15 protein-coding genes are annotated in these 23,763 nt (G+C 40.3%); 11 read left to right on the forward strand and 4 right to left on the reverse strand.

Going from position 1 to position 23,763, the window contains the following annotated elements:
- Window positions 1–119 precede the first annotated feature (119 nt).
- From H6G86_RS34165 to H6G86_RS34190, 6 genes are all read left to right on the forward strand, one after another.
- Window positions 120–989, forward strand: coding sequence for a hypothetical protein (locus H6G86_RS34165; protein ID WP_190938066.1), 870 nt, complete (start codon window positions 120–122; stop codon window positions 987–989).
- A gap of 67 nt (window positions 990–1,056) precedes the next feature.
- Entirely contained in the window at window positions 1,057–2,241 is a 1,185-nt protein-coding gene (locus tag H6G86_RS34170; RefSeq protein WP_190938067.1) for a hypothetical protein, read from the forward strand.
- Window positions 2,238–4,001 carry a type IV secretory system conjugative DNA transfer family protein gene (locus H6G86_RS34175; protein ID WP_190938068.1) on the forward strand — a complete coding sequence of 588 codons (1,764 nt, stop codon included), beginning with the start codon at window positions 2,238–2,240 and terminating at the stop codon, window positions 3,999–4,001. Before H6G86_RS34170 ends, H6G86_RS34175 begins: the two co-directional genes overlap by 4 nt.
- Window positions 4,002–4,255: 254 nt before the next feature.
- A complete protein-coding gene (locus tag H6G86_RS34180) occupies window positions 4,256–4,672 on the forward strand; it encodes a hypothetical protein (protein WP_190938069.1) in 417 nt (138 codons plus the stop codon).
- Window positions 4,665–5,912: a hypothetical protein gene (locus tag H6G86_RS34185; protein WP_190938070.1), complete on the forward strand. Its 1,248-nt coding sequence runs from the start codon at window positions 4,665–4,667 to the stop codon at window positions 5,910–5,912. The genes H6G86_RS34180 and H6G86_RS34185 overlap by 8 nt, the downstream gene beginning before the upstream one ends.
- 131 nt (window positions 5,913–6,043) lie before the next feature.
- The gene (locus H6G86_RS34190) at window positions 6,044–6,952 is read left to right on the forward strand and encodes a restriction endonuclease (protein ID WP_190938071.1); all 909 of its coding nucleotides are present in this window, start codon (window positions 6,044–6,046) and stop codon (window positions 6,950–6,952) included.
- A 97-nt stretch (window positions 6,953–7,049) separates the two neighbouring features.
- On the opposite strand, the gene mobF is transcribed toward H6G86_RS34190, so the two are convergent.
- On the reverse strand, window positions 7,050–13,718 hold the full coding sequence (gene mobF, locus H6G86_RS34195; protein ID WP_242065112.1) for a MobF family relaxase: 6,669 nt from the start codon (window positions 13,716–13,718) through the stop codon (window positions 7,050–7,052).
- A gap of 559 nt (window positions 13,719–14,277) precedes the next feature.
- Between mobF and H6G86_RS34200 the strand changes: the two genes are divergently transcribed.
- The 4 genes from H6G86_RS34200 (at window position 14,278) to H6G86_RS38315 (ending at window position 16,963) form a co-directional block, all read left to right on the forward strand.
- Entirely contained in the window at window positions 14,278–15,381 is a 1,104-nt protein-coding gene (locus H6G86_RS34200) for a ParM/StbA family protein (protein WP_190938072.1), read from the forward strand.
- 103 nt (window positions 15,382–15,484) lie between these two features.
- Window positions 15,485–15,754: a hypothetical protein gene (locus tag H6G86_RS34205; RefSeq protein WP_190938073.1), complete on the forward strand. Its 270-nt coding sequence runs from the start codon at window positions 15,485–15,487 to the stop codon at window positions 15,752–15,754.
- A gap of 10 nt (window positions 15,755–15,764) precedes the next feature.
- On the forward strand, window positions 15,765–16,568 hold the full coding sequence (locus H6G86_RS34210) for a hypothetical protein (RefSeq protein WP_190938074.1): 804 nt from the start codon (window positions 15,765–15,767) through the stop codon (window positions 16,566–16,568).
- Window positions 16,569–16,798: 230 nt separating this feature from the next.
- Entirely contained in the window at window positions 16,799–16,963 is a 165-nt protein-coding gene (locus H6G86_RS38315; RefSeq protein WP_199338535.1) for a hypothetical protein, read from the forward strand.
- A gap of 52 nt (window positions 16,964–17,015) precedes the next feature.
- Here the strand turns inward: H6G86_RS38315 and H6G86_RS34220 are convergent, their stop codons facing one another.
- Entirely contained in the window at window positions 17,016–17,546 is a 531-nt protein-coding gene (locus H6G86_RS34220) for a hypothetical protein (protein ID WP_190938075.1), read from the reverse strand.
- Between the two features lie 47 nt (window positions 17,547–17,593).
- On the opposite strand from H6G86_RS34220, the gene H6G86_RS34225 reads away from it, so the two are divergent.
- Complete coding sequence (locus tag H6G86_RS34225) at window positions 17,594–22,390, forward strand: hypothetical protein (protein WP_190938076.1); 4,797 nt, start codon at window positions 17,594–17,596, stop codon at window positions 22,388–22,390.
- A gap of 150 nt (window positions 22,391–22,540) precedes the next feature.
- On the opposite strand, the gene H6G86_RS34230 is transcribed toward H6G86_RS34225, so the two are convergent.
- Both H6G86_RS34230 and H6G86_RS34235 read right to left on the reverse strand, forming a co-directional pair.
- On the reverse strand, window positions 22,541–22,882 hold the full coding sequence (locus tag H6G86_RS34230; protein ID WP_190938077.1) for a hypothetical protein: 342 nt from the start codon (window positions 22,880–22,882) through the stop codon (window positions 22,541–22,543).
- 199 nt (window positions 22,883–23,081) lie between these two features.
- Window positions 23,082–23,327 (reverse strand): hypothetical protein, encoded by a 246-nt coding sequence (locus H6G86_RS34235; RefSeq protein WP_190938078.1) that lies wholly within the window; start codon window positions 23,325–23,327, stop codon window positions 23,082–23,084.
- Between the last annotated feature and the right edge of the window lie 436 nt (window positions 23,328–23,763).

The following is a 23,763-nucleotide window of genomic DNA, read 5'->3' on the forward strand; positions in this document are numbered from 1 at the left end:
CAGAGAAGGGAAAATATAGTACACAGCGTATAAGATTTAACTCCAATTCTTCTGCTTAATTTTTTGTTACATACTTATAAATTTTTCCCACGGCTTACTTAAAGCCCCTAAATTTATTTATGGGGTTTCCCTTCTGCCTTCTGCCTCCTGCCTTCTGCCTTCTCAATTTATTCGTTCTGAGTCCGATTCAAGTTTTAGCTGGTAGTGGAGCTAGAATAGTTTATCAAAGAGAAGCCCAAGGGATTAATTCGGCAGGAATTGAGTTGAAAGTTTGGCGTGGATATGGCTTAACAATTAACTTCATTCCGACTGGTGAAACGATTAAACAAGTCTGGATTGGAGATCCCACTCGTATCTCTTTTACTTCAAATGGAAGCTTATGCCAAAAAACTGATAATTCTTCGTCAAATGATTCGACTTCTAACTGTGGTCAAGCCAATGCAACAGTTATTTTTCTACGTCAAATCAAACCAATAAGTTTCCCCAATATCACCAATAGCATTGATGGCAGTACCCAAATTACCGTGATTACTAGTGGTTCGGATGGGCAGAAACAATATCAGTTTAAATTAATTCCTGTAACAGGGCAACCATCATATACCAGTTTGGTGATTAAGCCGGACGTTCTGAGACCACTGCCGGTAATCAGAACTAAACCGCAAATCGTGCCAACAGTTAGAGAAAACAAAATGCCTGTGACAACTACAGCGCCACCGCAAGAAAGAGTGGCTGCTGTTACACCTGTAAAAACTACAAACTCTATAATATCCCCTGGTATTCCCCAAGCAAGAAATGATGCTAATGCCCTTGTTTACGGATTAGCGAACGCTGGGCGCAATGGTCAGATCAAGCCTGGATCTGCGACATGGAATAAAGTTCAAGATGCAATTAAATTGCTCCGACTTGGTAAGAGTAGAGAAATAGCTATCTCCCACTCTGGTATTTCAGAAGAAATTTTTAATCAGTTAATCGAGTGGGGGCAGAGATAATGAACAAGTATAGGCATGAATCATATAGAAAAGGACAAAAGTAATAGTTAATTGGAAGGTAAGTTAGATGAAATTCCCCAAATATTTGTTAATAGCTACAGCTTTAATTCCATTGACCTTATCTGCCCCATCGAGGGCAGATACTCCTACCATCACCTATTCACAAGGGAAATATAAAACCCAAGCTCCTAATTGGTCACGCATCACTTGGGGGAATCTCCCACCGGTGCAAGAATCAGGATATCTGACCATTCCAAACAATTTAATCTCAGTATTTGGCTATGACCCGTCGCGGTCATGGTCGGCAGGTCAAAAGGTAGATTCGGTGGTGATGCTGGGTGATACTGATGATGCCTTTGGAATGTCTAATTTTAGCCTAGAATCTATCAATCTCCTCATACCAACAACGAACAAACTCACATTAAAAGATTTTGGATTAATGCAATGGCAAACGCCAAAAACATTAGTTAAGGCAATACCTAGTTTAGGCAATTTGACTTTAAAGCAAGTTCCCCCGTTAGCGGCTTTGTTTTCTCAAAATGGGGGGTTTAGCAATGGTAGAATTTCTCAAGTTGTACGCTCAAATCTCCAAATCGCAAATCTACCTTTGGGTAAGCTTGACCTAAGCAAGTATTCGATTGATTCAATTCCTGGACTGAGGCAAACACAGCTAGGACAGTTCCAATCTTGGCAGCAAAGTTACATCAATCAAGTTCCTGGTCTGAACCAAATACCCTTCGATAAGATGCCCCAGCCGATAAACTCTGGTGTTGGTGTTGTGGGTGTTGCTTCCGTCGTACTTGGTACATCCGAAAAAGGTGATGCAAAAGTTGGAAATAATTATTTTATCTCTGGCAGTGTTGTCAGGGGCGACCAAACTTTACCAGTAGCTTGTTATCCAGGTCAAGAATGTTCTTACATGGAGCTAGGTGATTTTGCTGGTTCTAGTGGTGGGCTATATGGAAAGCGCTGGGTATCTGGTTCATCACAGCAGGTTAAAGGTGGTTACGGCTTTCTTGCTGCTGTCAACGGTGGTTTTGAGCCAACAGGAAGGCTGGTATATGGTAGTGGATTCAAGGTAGCACTGACCGGAGTCAATGAATCAACAGGAACCGCAGACTTTGGTTTGTTCTTCAGAATTTGTGCGCGTCCCCCTTTCATGGACAAGACTTGCACCCCATACTTTATTGGCCCCATCCCTTGGATATCCACTCACGAGAATGATTTAGTAATTGTAGGCAATGGTAGATGACAAGAACTACTTCTCAATCCGTTAACCCAAATCAATTACTGGCACCAGGGATTGAATCGGTGTTGATTTCGCCAGCCGGAGTAGGATTACTCGCCTGTGGTGCAGTGATTGTGGTAGCCAAATATATTGATGCTAAAGTCGGAAAGTCTAAACTAGCCACTGCAAGATGGGGGGGAACAAGAGAGAAAACAGCAGCCCGGAAACTAGCGTGTAAACAAATCAATAGCCGCAAACATAACCAAGTATCTTTATATGTTGGCACTCCCAAGAATACAAAAACTGAAATTGTCAATGGCATTAGAAAAACCCAAATTCCTCTTGATGCCAAAACCCTTTATTTTCCAGAAGCACAAAGAGGGATTTTGGTTTGTGGTGGCCCAGGGAGCGGAAAGTCATTTTCAATGATTAATCCGATGATTCGTTCGGCAATAGATCAGGGATTCCCCTTGGTACTTTATGATTTTAAGTACAGTGAGCAAGAATCAGCTACATCTACATCTAAGGGACAAGCCCCAATACTGGCAGGATATGCGTTGGAGCGAGGTTATGAAGTTACTGTATTAGCTCCAGGTTTTGCGGAATCTGCGGTTGCCAACCCCATAGACTTTCTTCGTAATAATGAAGACTCGGAAATGGCGCGACAGTTGGCGATTACACTCAATCGTAACTTTCAACTTGGAGAAAAGAATTCTGGAAATAACTTCTTTACCAATGCTGGAGATCAGTTGGTGCAAGCTGTTTTCATGCTGGCAAAAGGAACGGAGTACCCAGATATCATGATGTGCCAAGCAATCCTGGGGTTGCCAAAGTTAGTTAAGCGCATTGAGCAAGCTGCCGAACTAAACTTCATGGTTAGAGAGGCATTCGCACAGTTTGTATCTGTTGCAGGGTCGCCAGAAACAGCAGCTAGTATTGTGGGTACAGCTAGCGGATTGTTTAGCCGCTTCATGGTTCCCTCGGCATTAGCAGCGTTCTGTGGAAAAACCAATATTCCTTTGGATTTGAAGGGGCGGCAAATGGTTATTTTCGGGATGAACAAAGAAAAGCGTGATGTAATTGCCCCATTGCTAGTCTCGATTCTGCATCTATTAGTTAGCCGGAATGTAGCTAACAAACGTACTTGTCCAATTGTTTTAGGGATTGACGAATTACCTACTCTTTATTTACCAGCACTCGTTGATTGGCTCAATCAGAATCGGGAAGATGGATTGGTATCAATACTGGGATTACAAAATCTCTCAATGCTGATTGAATCCTATGGTGAAAACACAACTAATGCAATATTTGGTGGTTGTGCGACCAAAGCATTCTTTAACCCCCAAGATGATGTCGCCGCCGAACGATTTAGTAAGTTTTTGGGTGAGGAAGAAATTAAATACAAGCAACGCTCTCGCTCATCAGGAGGCAAGGGTGGTGCAAGTATTTCTAATTCTGACCAAAACAGTACTCGCAAGTTATTTGATGTCAATCAATTTAACACCTTACCATCGGGAAAAGCAGTAATTATTAGTCCTGGTTTTCGTTCTCGTGGTCAAATAAGTTTGCCAATATTGCAATCAATTAAAATTCCTCAACATGAAATCCAATCGGAAGCTGACAGTGTGAAAGCTTGGTACGAGTTTCAAAAGTTCTTATCTAAAAAGTCTACTCTCTTAACTCCAGCAGATGAAGAAATGAAAATTCGCCGAGGCTCGGCTTTAAAATTGTTGCCTTTGATAGAAAATCAAGAGCAATTATCAGAATATGCAAGTCTGATTTAAGCAAATATTATCTGGAATCAACTAGAAAGGCAGAGGGCAGAAGGCAGGAGGCAGGAGGCTCAGTTGGAATACTGTTTTGGGCTGAAGCCCGTGACCAGAACGAACTTGGATCTGAGTCCCCCACCATAATCTCTGCCACAGGTGGCCAAGAATTGGGCGGGGTTAAAGCCTCGTTCAAATTCTTCCCTTCTGCCCTCTGCCTCCTGCCTCCTGCCTTCTTTACATTAAAGCTGAAAATCTGAAGGAGAAAATTCATGTCGCCAAGTAAGTTTTATCCGTTCTCTGATTATGACAGAAAACAAATTGCTAAACTCCCTCCTGATATAGCAGCCCTAGCAGATAAATATCCAAGCGAGATTTTAAACACTGCTGATAGTTGGGATAACTTGCCTTTTGATGCTAACTATTTTCCTGAGTGCCTTGAAGTCTATAGCGGCGATGCAGATGATGCCAACATTTTTGTATTAAATGGTGTTCTGAAAGATTATGTCCCGGCTGATGCTGATAAAAATACATCATCGATAACAGTGATGATTGATGGAGAATTTGCTTACATTGAAGTTGAAGGGAGACAGGTTCTTAATAAACTCGGTGGCATAATTTTACCAGAAGTAGCGATTAATCCAGATGTGTTAATTCAGTCAATTCTCAAAGGTGAAAATAATGATTGATGATGGTGAAGCTAAAGAGATTAAGCGAGATTATCTAGAAATTTTAGAATCTCTCCTCCAACTCATCCATGCGAAGGCTAAAGAAAAAGGATTAGATCCCAGCAATGATGTTCATATTTACTCTAGCTCTAGCAAAGTTTATCAAGGAACATTGGGAGAATCCCCCTCTAAAAACTTATTAACACCAACGATAGTAGAGAACTTAAAAAAAGCTCTGTCTGACCCGAAAAATTCTCAAGGTGCAATTTCTATTAAAATTGGTAATGAAAAAGTATTCCATATTAAAAATGGAGAAGTACTGACTGATAAATTAGGTTTAGCTCCGGCATCACAGAAAAATAAAGTTGTAAGTAATGAGCGAATCTACAGTGTAGAAGCTTTAGGAAAACAAGTGCAAGTATTGCAGAAAAAACTAAGCGAACAACAAAAACTTGTAGATAGTATCAAATCAGAACAGCTTTCACCCGAATCTTTATCACAACTAGCTGCTCAAGTTGCCGAAATGAGTAAATCCTTGGAAAAGCAGCAACAGTTGATTGAAAACACCCAAAAAGCATTGTCACAGGTAAATGAACGGTTTTTACCACAAGTTCAAAATACGGTTCTTCAAAATTGGGTAGGTACGGTTGAGAACAAGGTAAAACAAACTGCTAAGAATGTTTTTGAGTGGGTTAAAGATGCGCTAACACCTGAAGTTACCAAGCTCAGAAACGAAATTGCTTTACTCAAATCTCAAATTAATGAACAAATTACTAGCTTCAAGGATGAAGTTAAATATCAGACTGACAGTGTAAGAAATGAAATCAATCAACAAGTTGGTAACTTAACTCAAGAGTTACGTACACAAGCAGATGGTGTTAAAAACACTGTTGAGCAAAGCCTTATGGGTGTTAAGTCAGCTATTGACAATACTCGAACTGAATTACGGGCTGCTGTTGATGATGTTAAAGGTCAGGCAATTGAGCAAAGTGTCAAAGCGCTGCTGAATATCTTGGGCAAAGATAACTCTGATGGTTCTAAAAGTTTTAAAAGTAGAAGTTTTGATTTTGAATGCCTTGGCGATAATGTAATCGTTCGTGCCAAAAACGGCGAGGCTGTTCTTACTGATGGAGTTTTATCACCTAACGTAAATGAGCAACAGTTACAGGCACTTGATAAAGTTCAATCTGTTGTTGATATGCATCATCAAATTCAGCAGGATTTTCAACAAGAATCACAATTTAGAAATATGCACAGGTAAGCCCGCATTTCTCATAAGCTTGAGGGGATATTGGGCAGAGGAGCAGAGGGGATTGAACTTGGCACATTGAACTTTTCTCTGCCCCCTATCTCAAGAGCCTCCCTGTTCCATGATCAAAGGGGAGCGTAAAAATGATACTAATCCTAATCATTGGTTTGTTGTTTGCACTGGGTGGAATAATTTTTCTAGCTTGGCTGTTTGTATTATTTCCACCTTCAATGCCAAAGTCAAAGTATCGCTCCCAAAGTTTTAAGCAATCGCCATTACCACCTAAGAGTACAAAATCGTCTGACATTTCATCTCAAAATTTTGTACGACAAAGCCCAGCACCAACGCAAAAGACTTTCTTAGCTAAAAACTTTAAGAAGCCTGGACGACAAAGCCCAGAACCAACGCAAAAGACTTTCTTAGCTAAAAACTTTAAGAAGCCTGGACGACAAAGTTCAGTACCAACCCAAAAGGCTTTCTTAGCTAAAAATTTTAAGAAGCAATTACTACCAAGCCCAGCGCGAACACCAAGGGTTAGATTACCTAAAAATCTTAAAAAACACTTGAATAATATTGAGTATGCTAGTCAAGTATTACTTGAGCTTCGTAGCATAACTCAATTAGCCAAATTGCCAGTAGTAATCGCTACGCTACGCAGGATAGCGCCTTATGTTTTTGAAGAATTGGTACTCACTTGCTGCTTTGAACAGGGCTGGCAAATCCAACGCAACTTTCGGTACACCGGTGACGGCGGGATAGATGGTCGAGTCTTGATTTTGGGAAAGCTTTATGTAATCCAGGTTAAGCGTTACGCTGATTACATTAGTCCAGAACACATCAAAGATTTCCTGTCCTGTATTGAAAGTGAAAGAGCTAGTGGTGGATTCTTCGTGCATACTGGCATAACTGGACAGTTATCAAAACAGTTGATTCGTCGCTCCGACAAAATAATCTTAGTGAGCGGTCAGAAACTGGTAAATTTTGTTTTGGGTAAGCAGTTGAAGATAATAGGGATAACAATACCAGTTAAGTCAGTGAACAGTGAACAGTGAACAGTTATCAATTATCAATTATCAGATATCTGATATTCCCATCAATTCATTGATAGGTTAGTTGTTCACTATTCACTATTCACTGATAACTGATAAGTTAGCGCCGGAACCGTAGATGCTCCTCGTTGTCATCTGGCGATGGTGAGTTGATTCCCAATCTTTTCATAATCGATGGTTTGTCATCTTTAATCAGTTGCCTAACGATATTCATTTTCTGCTCAAAACTCAAAGCTTTGGCATCAGTTGTAACACTCGTGAATAACTCGCTGACTTTTTTTTCTGTTACCTTTTCACCTTTAACATACTTACCTACTTCCATAACTACCTCTGCCAGTTGTTCACGAGCTAAACCTTGAATCATCTTTTTAAGGTGCAATTTAACTGACTCTTTTGATAATTCAGTTTCTACTTCTATATTTGTTGTGAGCCTTAAAGAGAGGGGCTGAACATTTTCTTCTTCATGATTTTGATGATCTTCCAAGTTTTCAATCAATTCAAGCACTTTTTGTAAGGCAGTAGTAAATTCGGTAAGAGTTTGAGATTGACTCATCCCTAGCAATTCTTTCAGTTTTGAGAGCGCTGATACAGTCTCATAACTTGCAACAGTTTCTTGAGCAACGTAGTCAGAAATAGCGTTAAGAACTAAGTGTTCTGAAGTTCGAGTTTTTTGGGTCAAATACCCTATTAATTCATTGTCTAGTAGTTGCTGAAACTGGTTAAATGTGGTTTTTCCTCCTTTTAGTTGCTGGCTGAATTGAGAGAGTTGTTTTATTAGTTGTGGTAAGGTTTCAGTAATGATGGACTCAACTAATGACTGTTCTATACTTTGAGCAATTGATAAGATAGTTCTTTGTGATGAAAGTTGTTGTTCAATTTGAGTAATAGCTGCTTCTAAGCCGTGGAATCTGGTTTTTCCTCCTTTTAGCTGCTGATGATATTGAGAGAATTGTTTTATTAGTTGCGGTAAAGTTTCGGTGAGGGCAGACTCAACAGCCGAGTCTTCGATATTTTCAAGAATTGGATCTATAATTCTTTGCGAATCAAGTCGTTGTTCAAATTGAGTAATAGCTGTTTCTAAGTTTTCAAACTTAGTTCTTGTTCCCTTTAGCTGTTGGCAAGTTTGAGAGAATTGTTTTATTAATTGTGGTAAAGTTCCAGTGAGGGCAGATTCAACAGCCGAGTCTTCGATATTTTCAATAATTGTATCTACAGTTTTTTGTGAATCAAGCCGTTGTTGAATTTGAGTAATAGCTACTCCTAAGCCATCAAAGGTGGTTCTTCCCTTTAGCTGTTGGCAAGTTTGAGAGAGTTGTTTTATTAGTTGTGGTAACGTTTCAGTAATAATAGATTCAACTAATGACTGTTCTATATTTTGAGCAATTACGTCTACAGCCCTTTGTGAAGAAAGATATTGTATTTCATGCTCAATTCTTGTAGATATTTTATCAAATGCGGGTTTCAGAGCTTTTTGCTGTTGGCAAGTTTTAGAAAGTTGTTCTATTAGCCGTGGTAAAGTTTCAGCTAGGGCAGACTCAACTAATGACTGTTCTATGTTTTCAACAACTGATAAGACAGTTTTCTTTGTTGAAAGGTGCTGCTCAAATTGAGAAATTGCTGTTTCCAGGTCGTCGAATTTAGTTATTCTTCCTGATATATGCTGGTGATGTTGAGAGAGTTGGTCTATTAGTTGTGGTAACGTTTCACTTAAAGCAGACTCTACAGCCAACTGTTCAATATCCTCAGCAATTATATCGATAGTTTTTTGTAAATCAAGGCGTTGTGATAATGGCTCAATTGCTGTAAATATTTTGTCGAATGTGGCAATACCTTTTTTTAGCTGCTGTCTCAAAGGAGAAAATTGTTTTATTAGTTGCGGTAATGTGACAGTGAGGGCAGAGGAGACAGCCGAGTATTCAACATTTTGAGTAATTGCGTCTATAACTCTTTGTGATGAAAGTCGTTGCTCAATTTGAGTAATGACTGCTTCTAAATCGTCAAATCTACTTCTGACTCCTTTTTGCTGCTGTCTCAAGGGAGAGAGTTGTTTTATTAACAGTGGTAAAGCAATACTTAGCGTAGATTCAACTAATGACTGCTCAATATTTTCAGCTATTGCCCAAACAGTTTTTTGTGAACTTGAAAGTTCTGACTGTTGAGCAATAGCTGTTCTATGAGCTAATTGCTGACTGCCTTGAGAGAGTTGCTCTAGTAATTCTGGCAACAAAGTTATTAGCGTGGACTCAACTACTGACTGTTCAATAAAGTCAGAGATTACATCCACTGTTCTTTTTGATGAAATTTGTTGCTCAATTGAAGCAATCACTGCTCCAAAGTCATCTAATCTGGTTCTGGCTCCTAAGAAGTGCTGCTGATACCCGTACAGTTGTTCTGTTAATTGTGGTAACGTTTCAACCAAGGCATCATCAACTACTGACTGTTGAATATTCTCAGTAATTGCGTTTAGGAGTTGTTCGGTAGTTGGTCGTTTGGCGTTTCCATTTTGTTCAAAACTGACATCACTTGCTGCGCCGTCAATAATTGCTGAATCTTCTGGGTTAACTTGTCTTGAGAAGTTCGCTGCTCGTTGACCTCGAAGCCGACCATCTGTAGAGCTTGGGTTAATTCTTGCACTAATGGCTCCAAGTTGCTCGATTTCTTGGCATTCAATGTCTCGGCTAACTGCTGTAAGAACTCGCTCAACCTCTGTTGCTGGGCTACCTCTAAGCTCTGAATTTTCTCGGTGAGTTGAGAGTTTTTGATTTCTAACTGCTCGAAATTCTTGTTCAGTTTCCCGTGAGAGGTTAATAATTCCTCTATCTTCTCGGTTAAGAACTGTATCTGGGTTGGGTTGTTGTTGGTTGTCATGGGTTTGTCCTATTGGTTGATTTGGTGAGGTTTGTTGTAAAGAACTTTCTTTAAACTGAAGTTTGAGTGGTTCTATTGCAGCAACTTTTGAGTGTTGATTGTGCTGTTGCCAGTCCCTTAACTTCATTGCTTGATGGCTCAATTTTTCGTAAGCCAGTGGCCCACTTGCGACTATGAAATCGTCAACACCTTTAGAAGGCCCTGGCAAGCTGACGACCTTGACCCTAGCTCCAGCTTTTTGTAATAATCTTCCAGTTACGGAAATATCTCGCTCAATATTGAGCTTCGTTTCCGGCTTGGTTTCGTAGTCAAAGCAGAATTTGATTTCTCGAGAAGGTGTGGCGAAAACTGCTAACTCTTCATGTAGGTAAGACTTGCCAATTTTCTTGCCAAACTCATCTTTGGGAGTTCGGTATCCCGCCGAAATCCCAGGTAGCCCAATGGCAGCATGACCCTGACTCAACAGACTAGCTGCTTTTTTAGCTCCTTCTGCGATCGCACACGGGATATTATGTTTCCAGACACAGTACCAAAATCCTGATTGGCGATCGCTCACGCTTGGATTAATTTTGTGTTTGGAGTAGATGCGCTCGGCTATCTGATCGGGGACATTAAGCAGGAAGATGCTTAAATCAACCTTCGGGGGATGCTCATATTTGATGAATTTCCCTTCAATTATCTGCCCAGACTCATCTTTTTTGGGTCTTGGTTGATTTGGCTTGTAGCATCCCCATCGTTTAATCGGCGGTTTCTCACCTGGCTTTAAGTCAGCAAATGTTCGCGCATCAACTCCAGCATCACACCACCATCCACCAGCATCAAGATGAGAATATGCCCTTATAAAACCATCTGTTAGCCGTCCTGTATTTGTTCGATTCAGCTTTTCGCTGACCATGAGCCGTTCCCAGGCTTCATGCTCACCACCTGTATAGTTAAACTGAAGACTCTCAAAGTTCAACGCTGTAATATTGGGATGAATAGCACTTGATTCAAACTCTTGCCAGTGCTTTGGTTCAATAAAATTAGGTATTTTTTCAGTCTGATTGGGTGTCCAGAATGGTTCTGTTGGTACAGCAGTCTTTAATACTGGTTTTTCAAAAACAGGAGACTTTCTATCATCTCTATGTTTCTCTTTGAGAGTGGGTTTGGCTACAGTTTCTAAACTCGTCGTAACTAATGGGGCTGTCCGACTAACTGGCTGACTAACTGATAAGGAGACTTGTTCAGTGATTGGTGGTTGAGCTTTCAGTACAGGCTCTGCTATTGCAACTTCAAGTTTTACTATTGGCTGATTAGCTCTTGGACTGACCGAGGCAGTTATCGCTTCTGATTGTGATTTTTGCTGTAGTTCCACTTTTAAGGAATTCATCAGCAATTCTAAGGCGTTATCTTTGGCTTTAGAAGAATGGGCAAGCTCTAGTAACTCTGATTTGTCTTTGGTGTAAAGTTTGACGTTATGCCTAGCTCGGCTAATTGCCACATAAAAACTTTCTTGTCCAATGGTGTAATCTGCTGCAATCAACGCTAAATCAGTAGTTTTACCTTGGCTGCTGTAGATTGTGCTGACTAACGCATAGTCTAAGTTTTGCGCCAGTTTGAGGTTGATAGTCTCAGTAATTTTGGTGTCTTTGTACTCAATTTGGGCAGAGTCTCCCTCAATCGCCGTGACTATAAACTCCTGCCCATTTCGCCTTTGTAATTGGCGGTCATTTTTCTTCCATTGCAAGCAATCGCCAACGGCAATCTCAATTTCATCACACTGGTAAACCGCTTTGTCAAAATTGGTATCTACTTCTAAATGTGTCCCAGCAGAGGTTCTTAATGTTAGTCGGTCAAGATCCTTGCTGACAACTTCATAGATTTGACCTTTCTCTAAACCCCGGCGCTTATAGTTGCGCGTCGGCATCACCACATCACCCAGTTCAAAGTTATGGGTGTAGCGCATCTGAACTAAAGTGAGATTTTTTGCTTGTAACTGGCTGATGTTTGCAGTTGCCCCTAAACTTCCTTCCTCTTTTAACTTGCCTCGAATTGCTTGGGTAAGTGCCAATTTTTCAACATTTGTGCCAGCAAGTACTAGCGTTCTTGCTCGTTGTTCTTTCGCTAATGCTATATAGTCAGCAGCAATTGTCTCTAATTTCGTATCAGGTGATACCTCTAAAATACTCCCAATTGTCTCTAACTGCTTAAATCCCGCTTCTACTCTCCCGTCTGCCAAAAGGTCTACTGCGATCTTTAACTCTGGGTTTCGCTGCCTGTTCGACTGTGTTAAGTGCGCGGTCTGAATGCCAGCTTGTTGCAGAGATTTGAACGGGTTTCCCGCTTCTACAGCTGATAATTGCTTGGTGTCCCCTACGAGTAATAATCTTGCTCCAAGAAGTGTAGCTCTCTCTAATAGGGCATGAGCATCTTTAGCACTAAGTAAACCTGCCTCATCTACAATCCAAATCTGGTTTGCTTCTACAACTTGAGCTGGTTCTCCTACCAATAAGCTGGCTACAGTCTCAGAATGTATGCCTAGTTCCTCACTCAGTACCTTTGCTGCCATTGATGAAGGGGCAAAACCTTTGACTGTATAGCCCTGGGCGAGTGCGATCGCGTTTAATTCTTTGAGGGCAAAAGTCTTACCCGCCCCGGCTACCCCTTGCCAGGCAATGAATTGGTCTGTTGTGGTTGCAGCTAGACTAACTGCTTGCCTCTGCCCAAGGTTTAGTGAGGTTTTCTCTAACTGCCTTTCAATTACTTCCTTTGAGCAGATAGGGTTTACTTTACTTTGTCCTGACTGCATCAATTCAATCGTTGCTAGTTCTCGCTTTACTGCCGCCCATGTTGTGTATTGCAGCTGCATTCCAGGCAGAGCAATTAACTCTTGATGTTGCTTGATTAATGGCTCAATTGCAGTCACATCAGTAAAAAGTCTTTCTCTTAGAATGAATTTCTCTAAATCCTCCTGCTTGAAGGCTACATTCCTCTCACTACAATGTGCGATTGCATTATCTAGAGCATCTTCTAGAGTTTGTTGTGAAAAAGAATCTTGTACAAAACTATTTGGCTCAGAAGGTTGAACAAAACTAATGCCTAGCGCCGCAGCTTCTTCATGCCACAGTGACTTGAGTTCCGATTCTGTTACCTTTTGCTTGCGCTGCCGAGTAGTATCCCAGATTTTCTCGCGTTCTGCCCATGTAGTTGATGCACCCGTCCCAATAATTTGCTGCCGCCGTTTTGAAAATGCCTCTAAGTCTTGTTCCTTGAACCCCTTGATCTCAAATTGTCCATGTTGACGTGGCTCGACCTCATACCCCAACTTGATTACTTCTGTTGCCAGATAACTTTGGTATGCCATGCCCAGGAATTTCTTGTTGGCGAATATCTCACTATTGATCAAACTCATCCACTTGCCGGAAGCCTCAGTTGTGTTCATGACTAAACAATGGCTATGCAGATGTGGGTCTAAAGACCGGCTCTCGATGTGGTCGAACTCTGCAACCACCAAGTTAGCTGTGTTTACTCTGTAACGAGAATCTCCTTGTGTGACTCTAGTTATGGCATAACGTTGTTCCATCAACGTTAATACTTTTTTTAATGCCTGATGGTGCGCGGCAATTAATCTCTCATCTCCACCTACCAACGCCATTAGACTCACACTTTTGGGGGCGGAGAATGTACAATCTAGCGCTGCCCTGCGTTCATCGGGCTTCAATACCCTGGTATTAAGCTGCTCATGACCATTAGGCGATCGCCCCTCGATGACATTTTTAAACGCTTGCTGATTTTCAACAGCTCCTGACAATCCCAACTTCACAGCGCCTTCACCACTCCAGCGAGACTTCCCTTGGTGGTAGTAGTTCTTGATGAAGTAGTTCACCGCCATCTCTGAAGAGACGTTCGCAGCTGTTAGCATCGCTCACCTCTGCCATGAGATTTACATAACTTAACTCGACGACTATTGGACAACTCCCAAAAAATATTGAAGTCATTGTTGATCACCGTCATCAAACTCATTTTGGTTTGATGCCGAGTGAAAAATTTTTGGTGAGACAATGACAGCAACAAATTTTTATTCACCAACTCTCATGCACTTAAATATAGCAAATTATCGTCTAAAACTTTCCGCCAAATTTGGCGTACTGTGCGTCGTGTTTTGCTATTATTCATTTAGTAAAAGAATAATATCATTGTAATAGCATATCCTCCCAAAACACTTGTATTCTAAGGGATTGTGCCAGAGTTACGCCAGAGTTGTGCCATTTTTTTGAGAAGAAAGCACTTGATTCTCAATAAAAATAATTTGTTGATAAATACTATTTAAGATTTCAGAGTTATGCTAGAGTTATGCCAGAGTTGTGCCGGATTTATATGAGTTTGAGGCTCTTGGTATCAAATTCCATAAATTTGCCATAATTGCGCTATTAACGAATTATGATTTCATGAAATGGTTGAGTAATTTTTGTTGAAAGTAGATGGCAGATTTAATAATCTCATTCGATCCGGGAGCATCGTTGAGTAGAGTTTTTTTTACTCTAGATTCAAGTAAGCCGGAGTTGCTTTTGATGGAACCCTACACAGCATTAATCCCGAAACAAAGCCTTTTAAGTTATGAAGAGGATGCGATTGGTATATCTTCACCAGAGAATTCAGCTTGGATTGAATACAATCAGCAATGCTGGGGTGTAGGATTAATTTGTCAGAGGTTTTTTGCAGATTTGAAGTTAGAGCAGCCAAAATTTGAGCTAGCGATTTATAAAACCTTGGCTGTTGTGGGTGCTATAGCCCAAAAGAAGTCGTTAGCCAACGGTGCAAGTATTCGTCTAGGCATCTTGTTTCCTTACGGAGAATACTCGGATCGCAAATTATTTGAGATATCGATTACAGGCGCTCTGCTCAACTTTAAATGGAGGGGTGAAAAACGTTCTTTCAAGCTAGTGGAGTTTGTTTGCCGCCCTGAAGGATTTGGATTGCTCTCAAGAGGACGTACAACTACTCATAACTTGCGTTCGCGCAAAATAGCTGTGGTGATGATTGGCTATCGCAATGCCTCTATTTTGATTATGGATAAGGGTGCGATGACAAGTGGAGTTACAGAAGATTTAGGGTTTCAGAAGTTAGTATCATCAGTACAGCGTCGGGTAGCTGGACAAAAATCTCTGACTCTTGCGGCTGCTATTAGTGCTGCTGGTTCCAAAATAAATCTCAAAGCCTTATTACCTTTAGTTCGAGTCGAAGATGCTTTACTACAAGAATTAGAAATTCAATCAATCAAATCAGCAATCAGTATTGCTCGTGAAGAATATTGGGCAGTGCTTTCAAGTTATTTGCATCGTTATATTCCATCAGATATTGATGAGATTATCTTTGCTGGTGGAACTGCCCATTATTTCAAGAGTGAATTGAATCGATTATTTCCGCGTCCAGAAAAAATTTCTTGTGATGCCTTGGAATATTTAGTACAGCAAGAATTTTTAGCTGAGAAACCTAAATCAGATTTATCCTTTCGCTTAACTGATAACTACGGTTTTTTCTCCTATCTTTGTAAAAATTCTCAACAGGTCGCAAATCATGCCTGAGCAAGTTGATTTCCGTTTTCAGTTCAGTACTTCATCTCCTTATTTGCCCCTCTTAAAATATCTGAGTCCCAAAAATAAAACTCTTGAATTTCCGAGACAAAAGATGATTATCTGGGCAATCGCTGCCTTTTGGCATCCGATAGCTTGTCGGTGGTTAGGAGGGTTCTCAGAATCAGATTTAAAATCAAAGGCAAGAATTTCAATTTACCAACTGCAACAACAAATTATTTATTTAGCTCAAATTTTTAACTTGGAGCAAGAACTGGAGAATCATCTAATCGTTGCAAACCCTACTGACAAGGTTGATACACATTTGGGTTCTTCACCTACTCACGAGGATGATGATTGTTTACTAGAAAATGCATTTAACTAGGAATAAAATTATGCCTTATACCAAAGAACTGCTACAACAAACATATTCACTCTCTGTAGAAGACGTTGATGCCACGTTGACAGCAAGTAATTTACCTATTGACCAAGCTGATTACAGTGATGAAGAAATTCAGTCTCGTTTTGATGTGATCCGAGCGTTGATTCAACAGGGTAAAACCTATAAACAAGCGGCAGCACACTTCCAACGACAAGAGAAAAAACGTGCTGATAAAACGGAATTTCCACCAATGAACATCCTAGAGATGTTAACTCACATCAAATCAGAGTACGGCATTGAGCTAGAACTAACTGAAGCGATTGAGATTATCAGCGCTTGTGGACTATCTCCAAATCAGAAGGAGTATCGTCAGTTGGAGTGTGAGCGCTTTCTCGAAGCTTGCGACCTAATTAAGGAGCAAAATAAAACATATTTTGATGTAGCTACTCACTTTGGCATAGTTCAACCCCAAGATGAGAGCCAGTTAATTGCTGAGTTTTTTGGTGAAGAAGCATCTGTTTCTGAAGAAGAATTGGTCAATTTAGTGGACAATATTACCCGAAAACGCGCTCAAAATATTCCCGGGCTAGTCAACCAAATGTATCTCAAGAATGTACTCCGCGCACTTTCGGAAAACAAACAGGATATTAAGAATTTTTATTCTGGACTAGAACAACGTATATTGGAGCGCATTGAGGGAAAGTCCCCATTGAAAACTCTAATGGCGAATCACTATCCGATGAAGGATTTTCCGCTTTCTTCGCCCACGCCGATGCTATCGCCCAACGTGTCCGAGAATGGAACGAGTACCGATTAGAACAAGAAATTGCTCACCAGAAACGTACCATTGACATTCAGATTGAGAAAGCATCTAATGCCAAACTCTATTCAAAGCTCAAAAAGTCAAAAGAATGGATCAAAGTTCGTCAAGAACGCTTTGAAAAATTTAAAGAGTTCCTTTTTTGGCTCGGTGGTTGGATCGGTTCTGGTCGCTCAGGGATAATTACTTACTCGATTACCATTTCCGCAGTTGCTCTTGGTTCTGTGATGATTGGAATTAATACCCCCAGCACTATTCCTTGTCCTGATAATAAAAGCTACTGTTACCAATTGCGGATTGACAAAAAGCAGGTGATTCTCCCCGAACAAGCAAAGCAATTATTGATAGAGTACGAACGCTCTAAAAATAAACCTCATCGCCACCGTCAGTAATTTTGTAAGCATTGATAGATAAAAACTTTCTTTACAGCGTAACTCACCTACTTTAATAAGAGGTGTCCTTGTCGAAAGGCAAACTGTCTTCCGGCTCAAAGTTACGCAGGTCTTGTTCCATCTGCTGCCGACGTTGGACGTATGTTCTGCTATCTTCAATCCTTCCTCTCATCTGCCATGCACCAAAATTAATACCCTTTTCTGCGTATTTAGCAGACACTTTGTTGTAATCATCAACCTCGATTTTCTTGCGCCACTCAAGCTGTTCCAAGGCACTTTCACTGATGCCAATTTGACAAGCATATTCTACATATTCAGGTCTGAGAGAACCATCTGGGTTAAATTCCTTTTTTTCTTGTTCAGTGAAGAAATCGTAGGCTGTGTAGATTGGCCACGGCTCTGGATCAGTCTCGTCCAAGTGCTTCCACTCGTCGTATTCTTCTTTCAACGAAAGAGCATAGTCAGTAATTGCTTCGTTACTCATTCCTGTAGACAGCATTTGTTGTCGGGCTTCATCTTTCAAACTTCCATCTGGGTTAAATTCTTCATTATTCATATTTATCCAACGCTTAATCCTTGACATAAAAACCTCTCAAAAATTTAATTAATGTTCATCAATTTTCAAATCTTATGACTCTGGAATTGAAGCATTTTGACCCTCGTTTAAATCAGTGGATCTATATAGACGATAACAAAACGAACTCTCAATCAATTTTAACTGAAAAGCTCAGTAATACTTTACTAGAATTTTACTTTCCTGACAAAGAATTCTCATTTGGGCATTCAGATGAATACAGCACCGCCGAAGAATTAAAGAATCATCCAGATGGACAGATTTTATTGCTATCTTCTAAGACTCGGTTAGTTTATGGAGATAAAGAATGCTTAGAAACAATTCAAAAAATTTGTCCAGACAGTAAAGACCGGGGTGCTTATGGTTCCATCTTTCTTGGGGCTTGTAAAAATGCGATTCACGAAAAGCTAAATATTCTAGTAGTAGATGATTCTACTGATAACAGGGGCGAAAATGGAGGGATATTATCGAATGATTTGGCATATAAATTAGTTGGTGATTGTTATGGGCAGATTTCAACACAACTTTATGAATTGCTAACCTTAAGAGAATCGCAAACAGATAAAAGCTATCGTGTAATTCAGCATCGATTCGGTTGGGTGGATGGAGTTGGAGATGATACTACTAAATATCGTTTTGGCAAAGGAACGCTCCGTCCACACAGACTAGATAAAATAAAATATGCAGATCCAAATAACAAACCAAAAATCGATATAATTCTTCCCGTAAGCAGTTTTAAGGGAACAGACAAGGATAGACCCAAAGGGCCTACTAAACCGCAGATTCAACCAGGATTATATCAGCAAAATATTTGGTTAGCCGAAAAAGGGCAATCTCAACGAGGACAAATGTCTATCTCCCAACTGCTGGCATCTTTCCCCCAAGGAATTAAAGATTTTGCCGAAGAACTAGAGGTGCAAGCTCAAAGATTAGCCTCTATTCAAGATGACCCAAGAATTGTTGCTGCTTACTATTGTGAAAGATATGAAAAACGTAAAGAATCATTGAGCCAAAATAAATTAAAAACAGGAGAAGTCACAAATCTTGAAACAGATGTTAAAAACTTAGAGAGAAATGATGGCTTAGATGCAGATGAGGAGTTGGATGACGAGAGTACTAAAGATGACTTGTTCATGTACAAACTCATTAAAGCCGATTTACTTGGTCATCAACAGCTTTTGGAAACTGAGAAGGTAAAGCAGGAATTAAGTCGGTTTGTACAAAGTGAGTGGCGAGATATTGCTGTTGGGAAAACGCTTACTTTTGACCGAGGGATGATTATTCCATCCAAGGAACTCAAAAATGGTGAAATTTGTGTCTCTTGGCTTGATGAGCAAGAAAAAATTCTTAACTTCCGTTCTCCTTTCCTCAACTCTAATGGTTTGTGTGTTTCTAATAATAAATATGTTGAGGATCAGCTAGGGCCAGATGGTGAACCCTTAGAAGGCATAATTGTAGTCAATGACGAAGACCACAAGCGCATACAGCAAAGAATTACAGAGTTAGAAGCGCGAGGGATTGATGTTGATTTTATTGACCCAGCAGAAACCGAATCAGAACGCCAAGCGCGAGACTACGATGGCGACTGCATTGGTGTAGCAAAAGCCAGCTTATATCCCAATTTAACAGCAGAGGCAGAGCAAAGAAATCTTCCCCAAAACGCCTATTCGCCCACGGTTAAGCTCAAAAAACAATCATTTTATTTGGAAGATGGAACCCAACCCCCATTTGAAAAAATCGCTATTCACATGAGCGATAGCATCAGCGTGGGCATAATCAACAATCAAGTGACAGCACTGGAGGCATTAGAATCAGAAATTGAGGTACTAAAGACTTACGGTACTTTTGAGCAGAAATCAAATTATCTAGACAAAGTTTCTAACCATTACGAAACCCTGTTTGAGCAAGAACGCCAGAAAGATCCAAAGTTAATTCGAGAAGAATACAAGCCTTATATGCAAGGGGTTGTTGAAATTGCTCATTCTCAAAGAACTCCCGAAATTATACATCAGGCGATGGATGTCAACCGCCTGATGTACCGAGAATTGATTGGTGAAGGATGTTATCAAAACCAGATAGCAGTGGATTTATTCAAAAGTGCTAAAAAACCTGAGATGGATAAAATCCTGGAAAACAGCCGCTACTTGTATCGTGATGTTAATTATATTAAAGATAAAAAGTCGCCTTCAGTTTATTTAAACACGGGGATAACACCAAAGGGCTACTCACCAGTAGAATTATTGATTAGCCAAACCAATAAATATTTCCAAGAATCACAGTTAGAATCGCGTCCCATCGTTCAGTTTAAAGACTTGTTCAAAGGGGTAGAATTTACACCACAGCAAAAATTTGCAGCGATCGCCGCCAAGTACGAGTTTGATCAGAAATTCAACGCTGCGGTACGTATGGAGCGACGGCGGGAAACCGAGAAAGGGCCATCAGCAATTATCCAAACTCCACAGTCTTGCCAACTCGAAATTACCAATCTCACCCATTACGAACATCCTCTGATTTGGAAAGCCCAAACGTTGAACATTCGCCTAGACGAAATACCAGAGAAATGGCGAACTAAAGAACGCCCCCACAAATTACTAGCAGTTGCACAAATCAATGATGAGATTGGGGAGGATAAGAAACCCGCCTACCGCAACCTGGGGACAGTTAGCCAACAATCTGTGACTGACCACAACCTCAAGGCGGGGATGACCATGCAGGGAGCTAAACTCCTAGAACTAAAACCAGAACTTACTAGAAGCCAAACTAAATTACTTTTCGATAAGGCACAGGAGACGGCTCTCGCATTTTACGCTTCTATCCCAGAGTCAGAAAAACTTGCATCCGCCGCCGCCGCTTGGAACATCTGTGCATCCCGCCAGGATGAACTCGAAGTTGCAAGAAAAGAAAACGCAAACCCCCAAGCGATCGCTAAAAAAGTATCTAACTTCGCCTTTGCTGCTTTCCCCAATGAAATTATCTCCCGCCTGGAGCAACTGCAATTTAACGAACCGAAGTTAGTCACACTTTTGAATGAGGCAAATCAATTTTTGGGTAGAAAGTGGAACCCAGACGAAAAGCACCCGATAGAAATCAGAGCTAGTCACCACCCACCGGGGCATGAACGCCACGTTTCCAGACTAATGTTTGTCCAAGATACTGACAGCGAATATAAGGAATTCGCTATGCTTGAAACCAGGACTGGAATATTACCAATTGGCACAAAGGCGCAAGCTAATTTCATTGGCGTGGAACCTGCCACTGCCAAAGCAACTATTGGACTACCAGGAAACGAGCCGGTTGAAATTACTATCCGTGAACTCAAGAACTTCTCTTATGCAGGACTTGTTTTTAACGCAGAATCGGTCAACTTAGAATTTGGCACTGTGCCAGTGACTGACAAAACAGTAAAAATCAAACTTGATGGGAAAACTCTGGGTGATTTAGACAGTGATTCTGTCCAACAGTTGAAACAAATTAATTACCTAAAAAATGGTAATCCCCTCAAATTAAAACTTACTTCTATCTCTGAAACTGGAGATCAGGCGTTTGTCCTGGGTGAATCTCCCAATGGTAATCTCCTGAAAATTAATAAAATTAACTTTTATGATTTTTCTGGTCAGACATTCAATGATTTAGATTACCGAAAACTGACTATCGATTTGCCACCCTTAAAAACTAGAGATGCCGTGTTTTTAAATGGTGAACCCTTGGGAGTATTGCATTTTAAAAAAGACAAAGACGCGCTCAGACAACTTGGATTGCTCAAAACCGGAAAACTTACACTCGCGCCTGCAATCGTTGAAAGTAATTTTTCTGTTATTTGCGCTCAAATTGACCCTAATACCGTTGAATATCCCCAGAAGTGGACGAAGGAATTTAAGGCTTTTGGGACTCAATCAGTTAATCATCAACAACAAGAGATGATTGAGAGTAGTGCAAATATTCTACATCGAATTAAAGAGCGCCCTACTTTCTTATTTTCGACAGAATCAAACAAAAAACTTGGAGTCATGGGCTTGGCTGTTGACAACCAGAAAGCTGAAACTGTGACTAAATGGTTAACTGCTCAAAAAGTTGAATGGCAGCAAGTACCAATGGAAGATGTTATCAGAGAAACTAAAAAAGGTCTAGCGGTATTTAACTTGGTTGATAGCTCCATCCCTGCCAAAACTTTGGAGAACATGACCAAGAAATTCGGGGCAATTATTGAAACCGATAGTGACTATCAACAATTTGTTAGCTCCCTTGCCACACGACCACAGTTTTTGAAACCACCAGAACAAACAGCACAATCCCCACCGAACCAATGTATAACTCCATTACTCTCCACTACTCCTTCTACAATAGACATTAGTAATAGTACAAAAACCGAACCTCTAAGTGTAGAGAAGCTCCCGACAGTCACTATTGATGACTTGAGAAATTGGTACAATACCGCAGATAAGTTAGGGAAGTCGGAAAATTACAAAAAACGCATTGTAGAAGTGGCCAATAAGTTTAAAGCTGGTGAGCAATTATCAGCCCAAGCGTTGACAGTAATGAATCAAGATACATTTGAGCTTGAAAGAATCAGTCGGCTGACTCAAATTGCTCAAAGGATTGGCATGGCCTGGGGTAAATCTAATGAAAATGGTACTCAAGTCCAAGGAAAGATTTATGACTTGGCTTTCAATACCCAGCAGAGGGATTTAACTATTTCGCAGAAGAATGGGGAGGTAATTTTAAACTTGCAATCTGGGAGGGTACAGACTAATAAAGTAACTCCACAGATATTGCAAACTTTTGAGGATGTTAATACTCAAATTGATAAAATATTAGCTAAATCTCAAACACAACAAATAAACTTACAAAGATAGATTTAAAGAATTCAGCAGCCAGGAGCCAAGTTGCTTTGCTCCAATTCGTAATTACTAATGGGCTGCGCCCCGCTACGCTCTAAGCAAAGCTATTTTGCAAAACTAAGTTGGTTAGAAGGTTACTCTATGAAGGGCTACTTTTGAGTGTACTTAGGAAAATTCAACTTTCATCGCTACATACGCATTTGCAAAGCGTTTGTATAGGAGAATTGCTCCTAAATTTGCTCCCAGACAGATGCTTCCTAGTCCCAATAAAATGTATGTGGGAGCCATGACAACTCCAATCATGAACCAAGCAAATACGTGCAGTATGACTAATAAGGCAAAGGTACTGGCAATTGCGGCACTTCGCCAAATCTCAATAGCTGGACGACACAATAATGTCAAACCTATTGTTAACGAGGTAGCAATTAGGTTGACTGGGATTAGAAAGGCGCAAATACCAATGCAGTAAGTGCTTGAGAATACCGTCAAGGTGTTAAAGTCTAACATAAATTCTCCTAGATTAAATTGCCAAATTTTAGATAAATATTTGTCCTGATATCCTCAAGGCTAGTCAGACTTTAAAAGATTTGTAGGTTAGCCGAAACTATGGCGTTACTCAGATATTAGTGAAGACATACTAAAAATTTGAACCACCAACTTCTTGGTGGTTCTGAGTTATACTTCGTATTAGCTACGAGTCAAGCACTTAAACAGGAAATATTGTCCGGGTAATCAGTGCGCTGGCGAACCCAGAAACACTAAGACCTAGCAAAATACTAGTAAACAAAAGACCTATTCGAGGGTTAGAATCTAGTTTTTTGTCTTCTCTACCACCTGTAAAGAATAAAGACCAAGCTTGGGAAGCATTGATAGTCTTAAAGCTATTAAAATCAGGTCTGAAAACAACAGAACCAAATAGCTCAGGAGATTTGAAGTTGAAATCATTGTTCATGTAAATAAGTATAACAAATATCTTGTCAAATAGCTAGATTTATGATAAACGGTTACAGATAAAGGCAAGGTAGATATGTCAAGGGTAGCGATCGCCGGCGTTGAGTGGTGATTTTTCAGAGGGAGCTTCCACCCCTTTTTGTCTTTAACACTTGCCCATAAATAATCCTTTTAGGGAATGTTTTCATTTGAATGGTCAAGTTGAGGTCGAGGCTGAAACAACGGTAAATTAAGGTTTTTGATAATAAACTTTACCAAACTTTACGACGTGTCCGATTTTGCACATAGACCTCTCGGCGGATACCCTACTATGCCAAATATGCTCGATTACAAAGGTAAGTAAGCCGTGGGAAAAATTTATAAGTATGTAACAAAAAATTAAGCAGAAGAATTGGAGTTAAATCTTATACGCTGTGTACTATATTTTCCCTTCTCTG

It is taken from the genome of Nostoc sp. FACHB-133 (assembly GCF_014698055.1).
In the GTDB taxonomy this organism is placed as follows: domain Bacteria; phylum Cyanobacteriota; class Cyanobacteriia; order Cyanobacteriales; family Nostocaceae; genus Nostoc.

What these genes read in the sequence shown, in the direction of transcription:
- H6G86_RS34165 (WP_190938066.1), top strand. Translation starts at nt 120, where the DNA reads ATGGGGTTTCCCTTCTGCCTTCTGCCTCCTGCCTTCTGCCTTCTCAAT.
- H6G86_RS34170 (WP_190938067.1), top strand. Translation starts at nt 1,057, where the DNA reads ATGAAATTCCCCAAATATTTGTTAATAGCTACAGCTTTAATTCCATTG.
- H6G86_RS34175 (WP_190938068.1), top strand. Translation starts at nt 2,238, where the DNA reads ATGACAAGAACTACTTCTCAATCCGTTAACCCAAATCAATTACTGGCA.
- H6G86_RS34180 (WP_190938069.1), top strand. Translation starts at nt 4,256, where the DNA reads ATGTCGCCAAGTAAGTTTTATCCGTTCTCTGATTATGACAGAAAACAA.
- H6G86_RS34185 (WP_190938070.1), top strand. Translation starts at nt 4,665, where the DNA reads ATGATTGATGATGGTGAAGCTAAAGAGATTAAGCGAGATTATCTAGAA.
- H6G86_RS34190 (WP_190938071.1), top strand. Translation starts at nt 6,044, where the DNA reads ATGATACTAATCCTAATCATTGGTTTGTTGTTTGCACTGGGTGGAATA.
- mobF (WP_242065112.1), bottom strand. Translation starts at nt 13,718, where the DNA reads ATGCTAACAGCTGCGAACGTCTCTTCAGAGATGGCGGTGAACTACTTC.
- H6G86_RS34200 (WP_190938072.1), top strand. Translation starts at nt 14,278, where the DNA reads ATGGCAGATTTAATAATCTCATTCGATCCGGGAGCATCGTTGAGTAGA.
- H6G86_RS34205 (WP_190938073.1), top strand. Translation starts at nt 15,485, where the DNA reads ATGATTATCTGGGCAATCGCTGCCTTTTGGCATCCGATAGCTTGTCGG.
- H6G86_RS34210 (WP_190938074.1), top strand. Translation starts at nt 15,765, where the DNA reads ATGCCTTATACCAAAGAACTGCTACAACAAACATATTCACTCTCTGTA.
- H6G86_RS38315 (WP_199338535.1), top strand. Translation starts at nt 16,799, where the DNA reads ATGATTGGAATTAATACCCCCAGCACTATTCCTTGTCCTGATAATAAA.
- H6G86_RS34220 (WP_190938075.1), bottom strand. Translation starts at nt 17,546, where the DNA reads ATGTCAAGGATTAAGCGTTGGATAAATATGAATAATGAAGAATTTAAC.
- H6G86_RS34225 (WP_190938076.1), top strand. Translation starts at nt 17,594, where the DNA reads ATGACTCTGGAATTGAAGCATTTTGACCCTCGTTTAAATCAGTGGATC.
- H6G86_RS34230 (WP_190938077.1), bottom strand. Translation starts at nt 22,882, where the DNA reads ATGTTAGACTTTAACACCTTGACGGTATTCTCAAGCACTTACTGCATT.
- H6G86_RS34235 (WP_190938078.1), bottom strand. Translation starts at nt 23,327, where the DNA reads ATGAACAATGATTTCAACTTCAAATCTCCTGAGCTATTTGGTTCTGTT.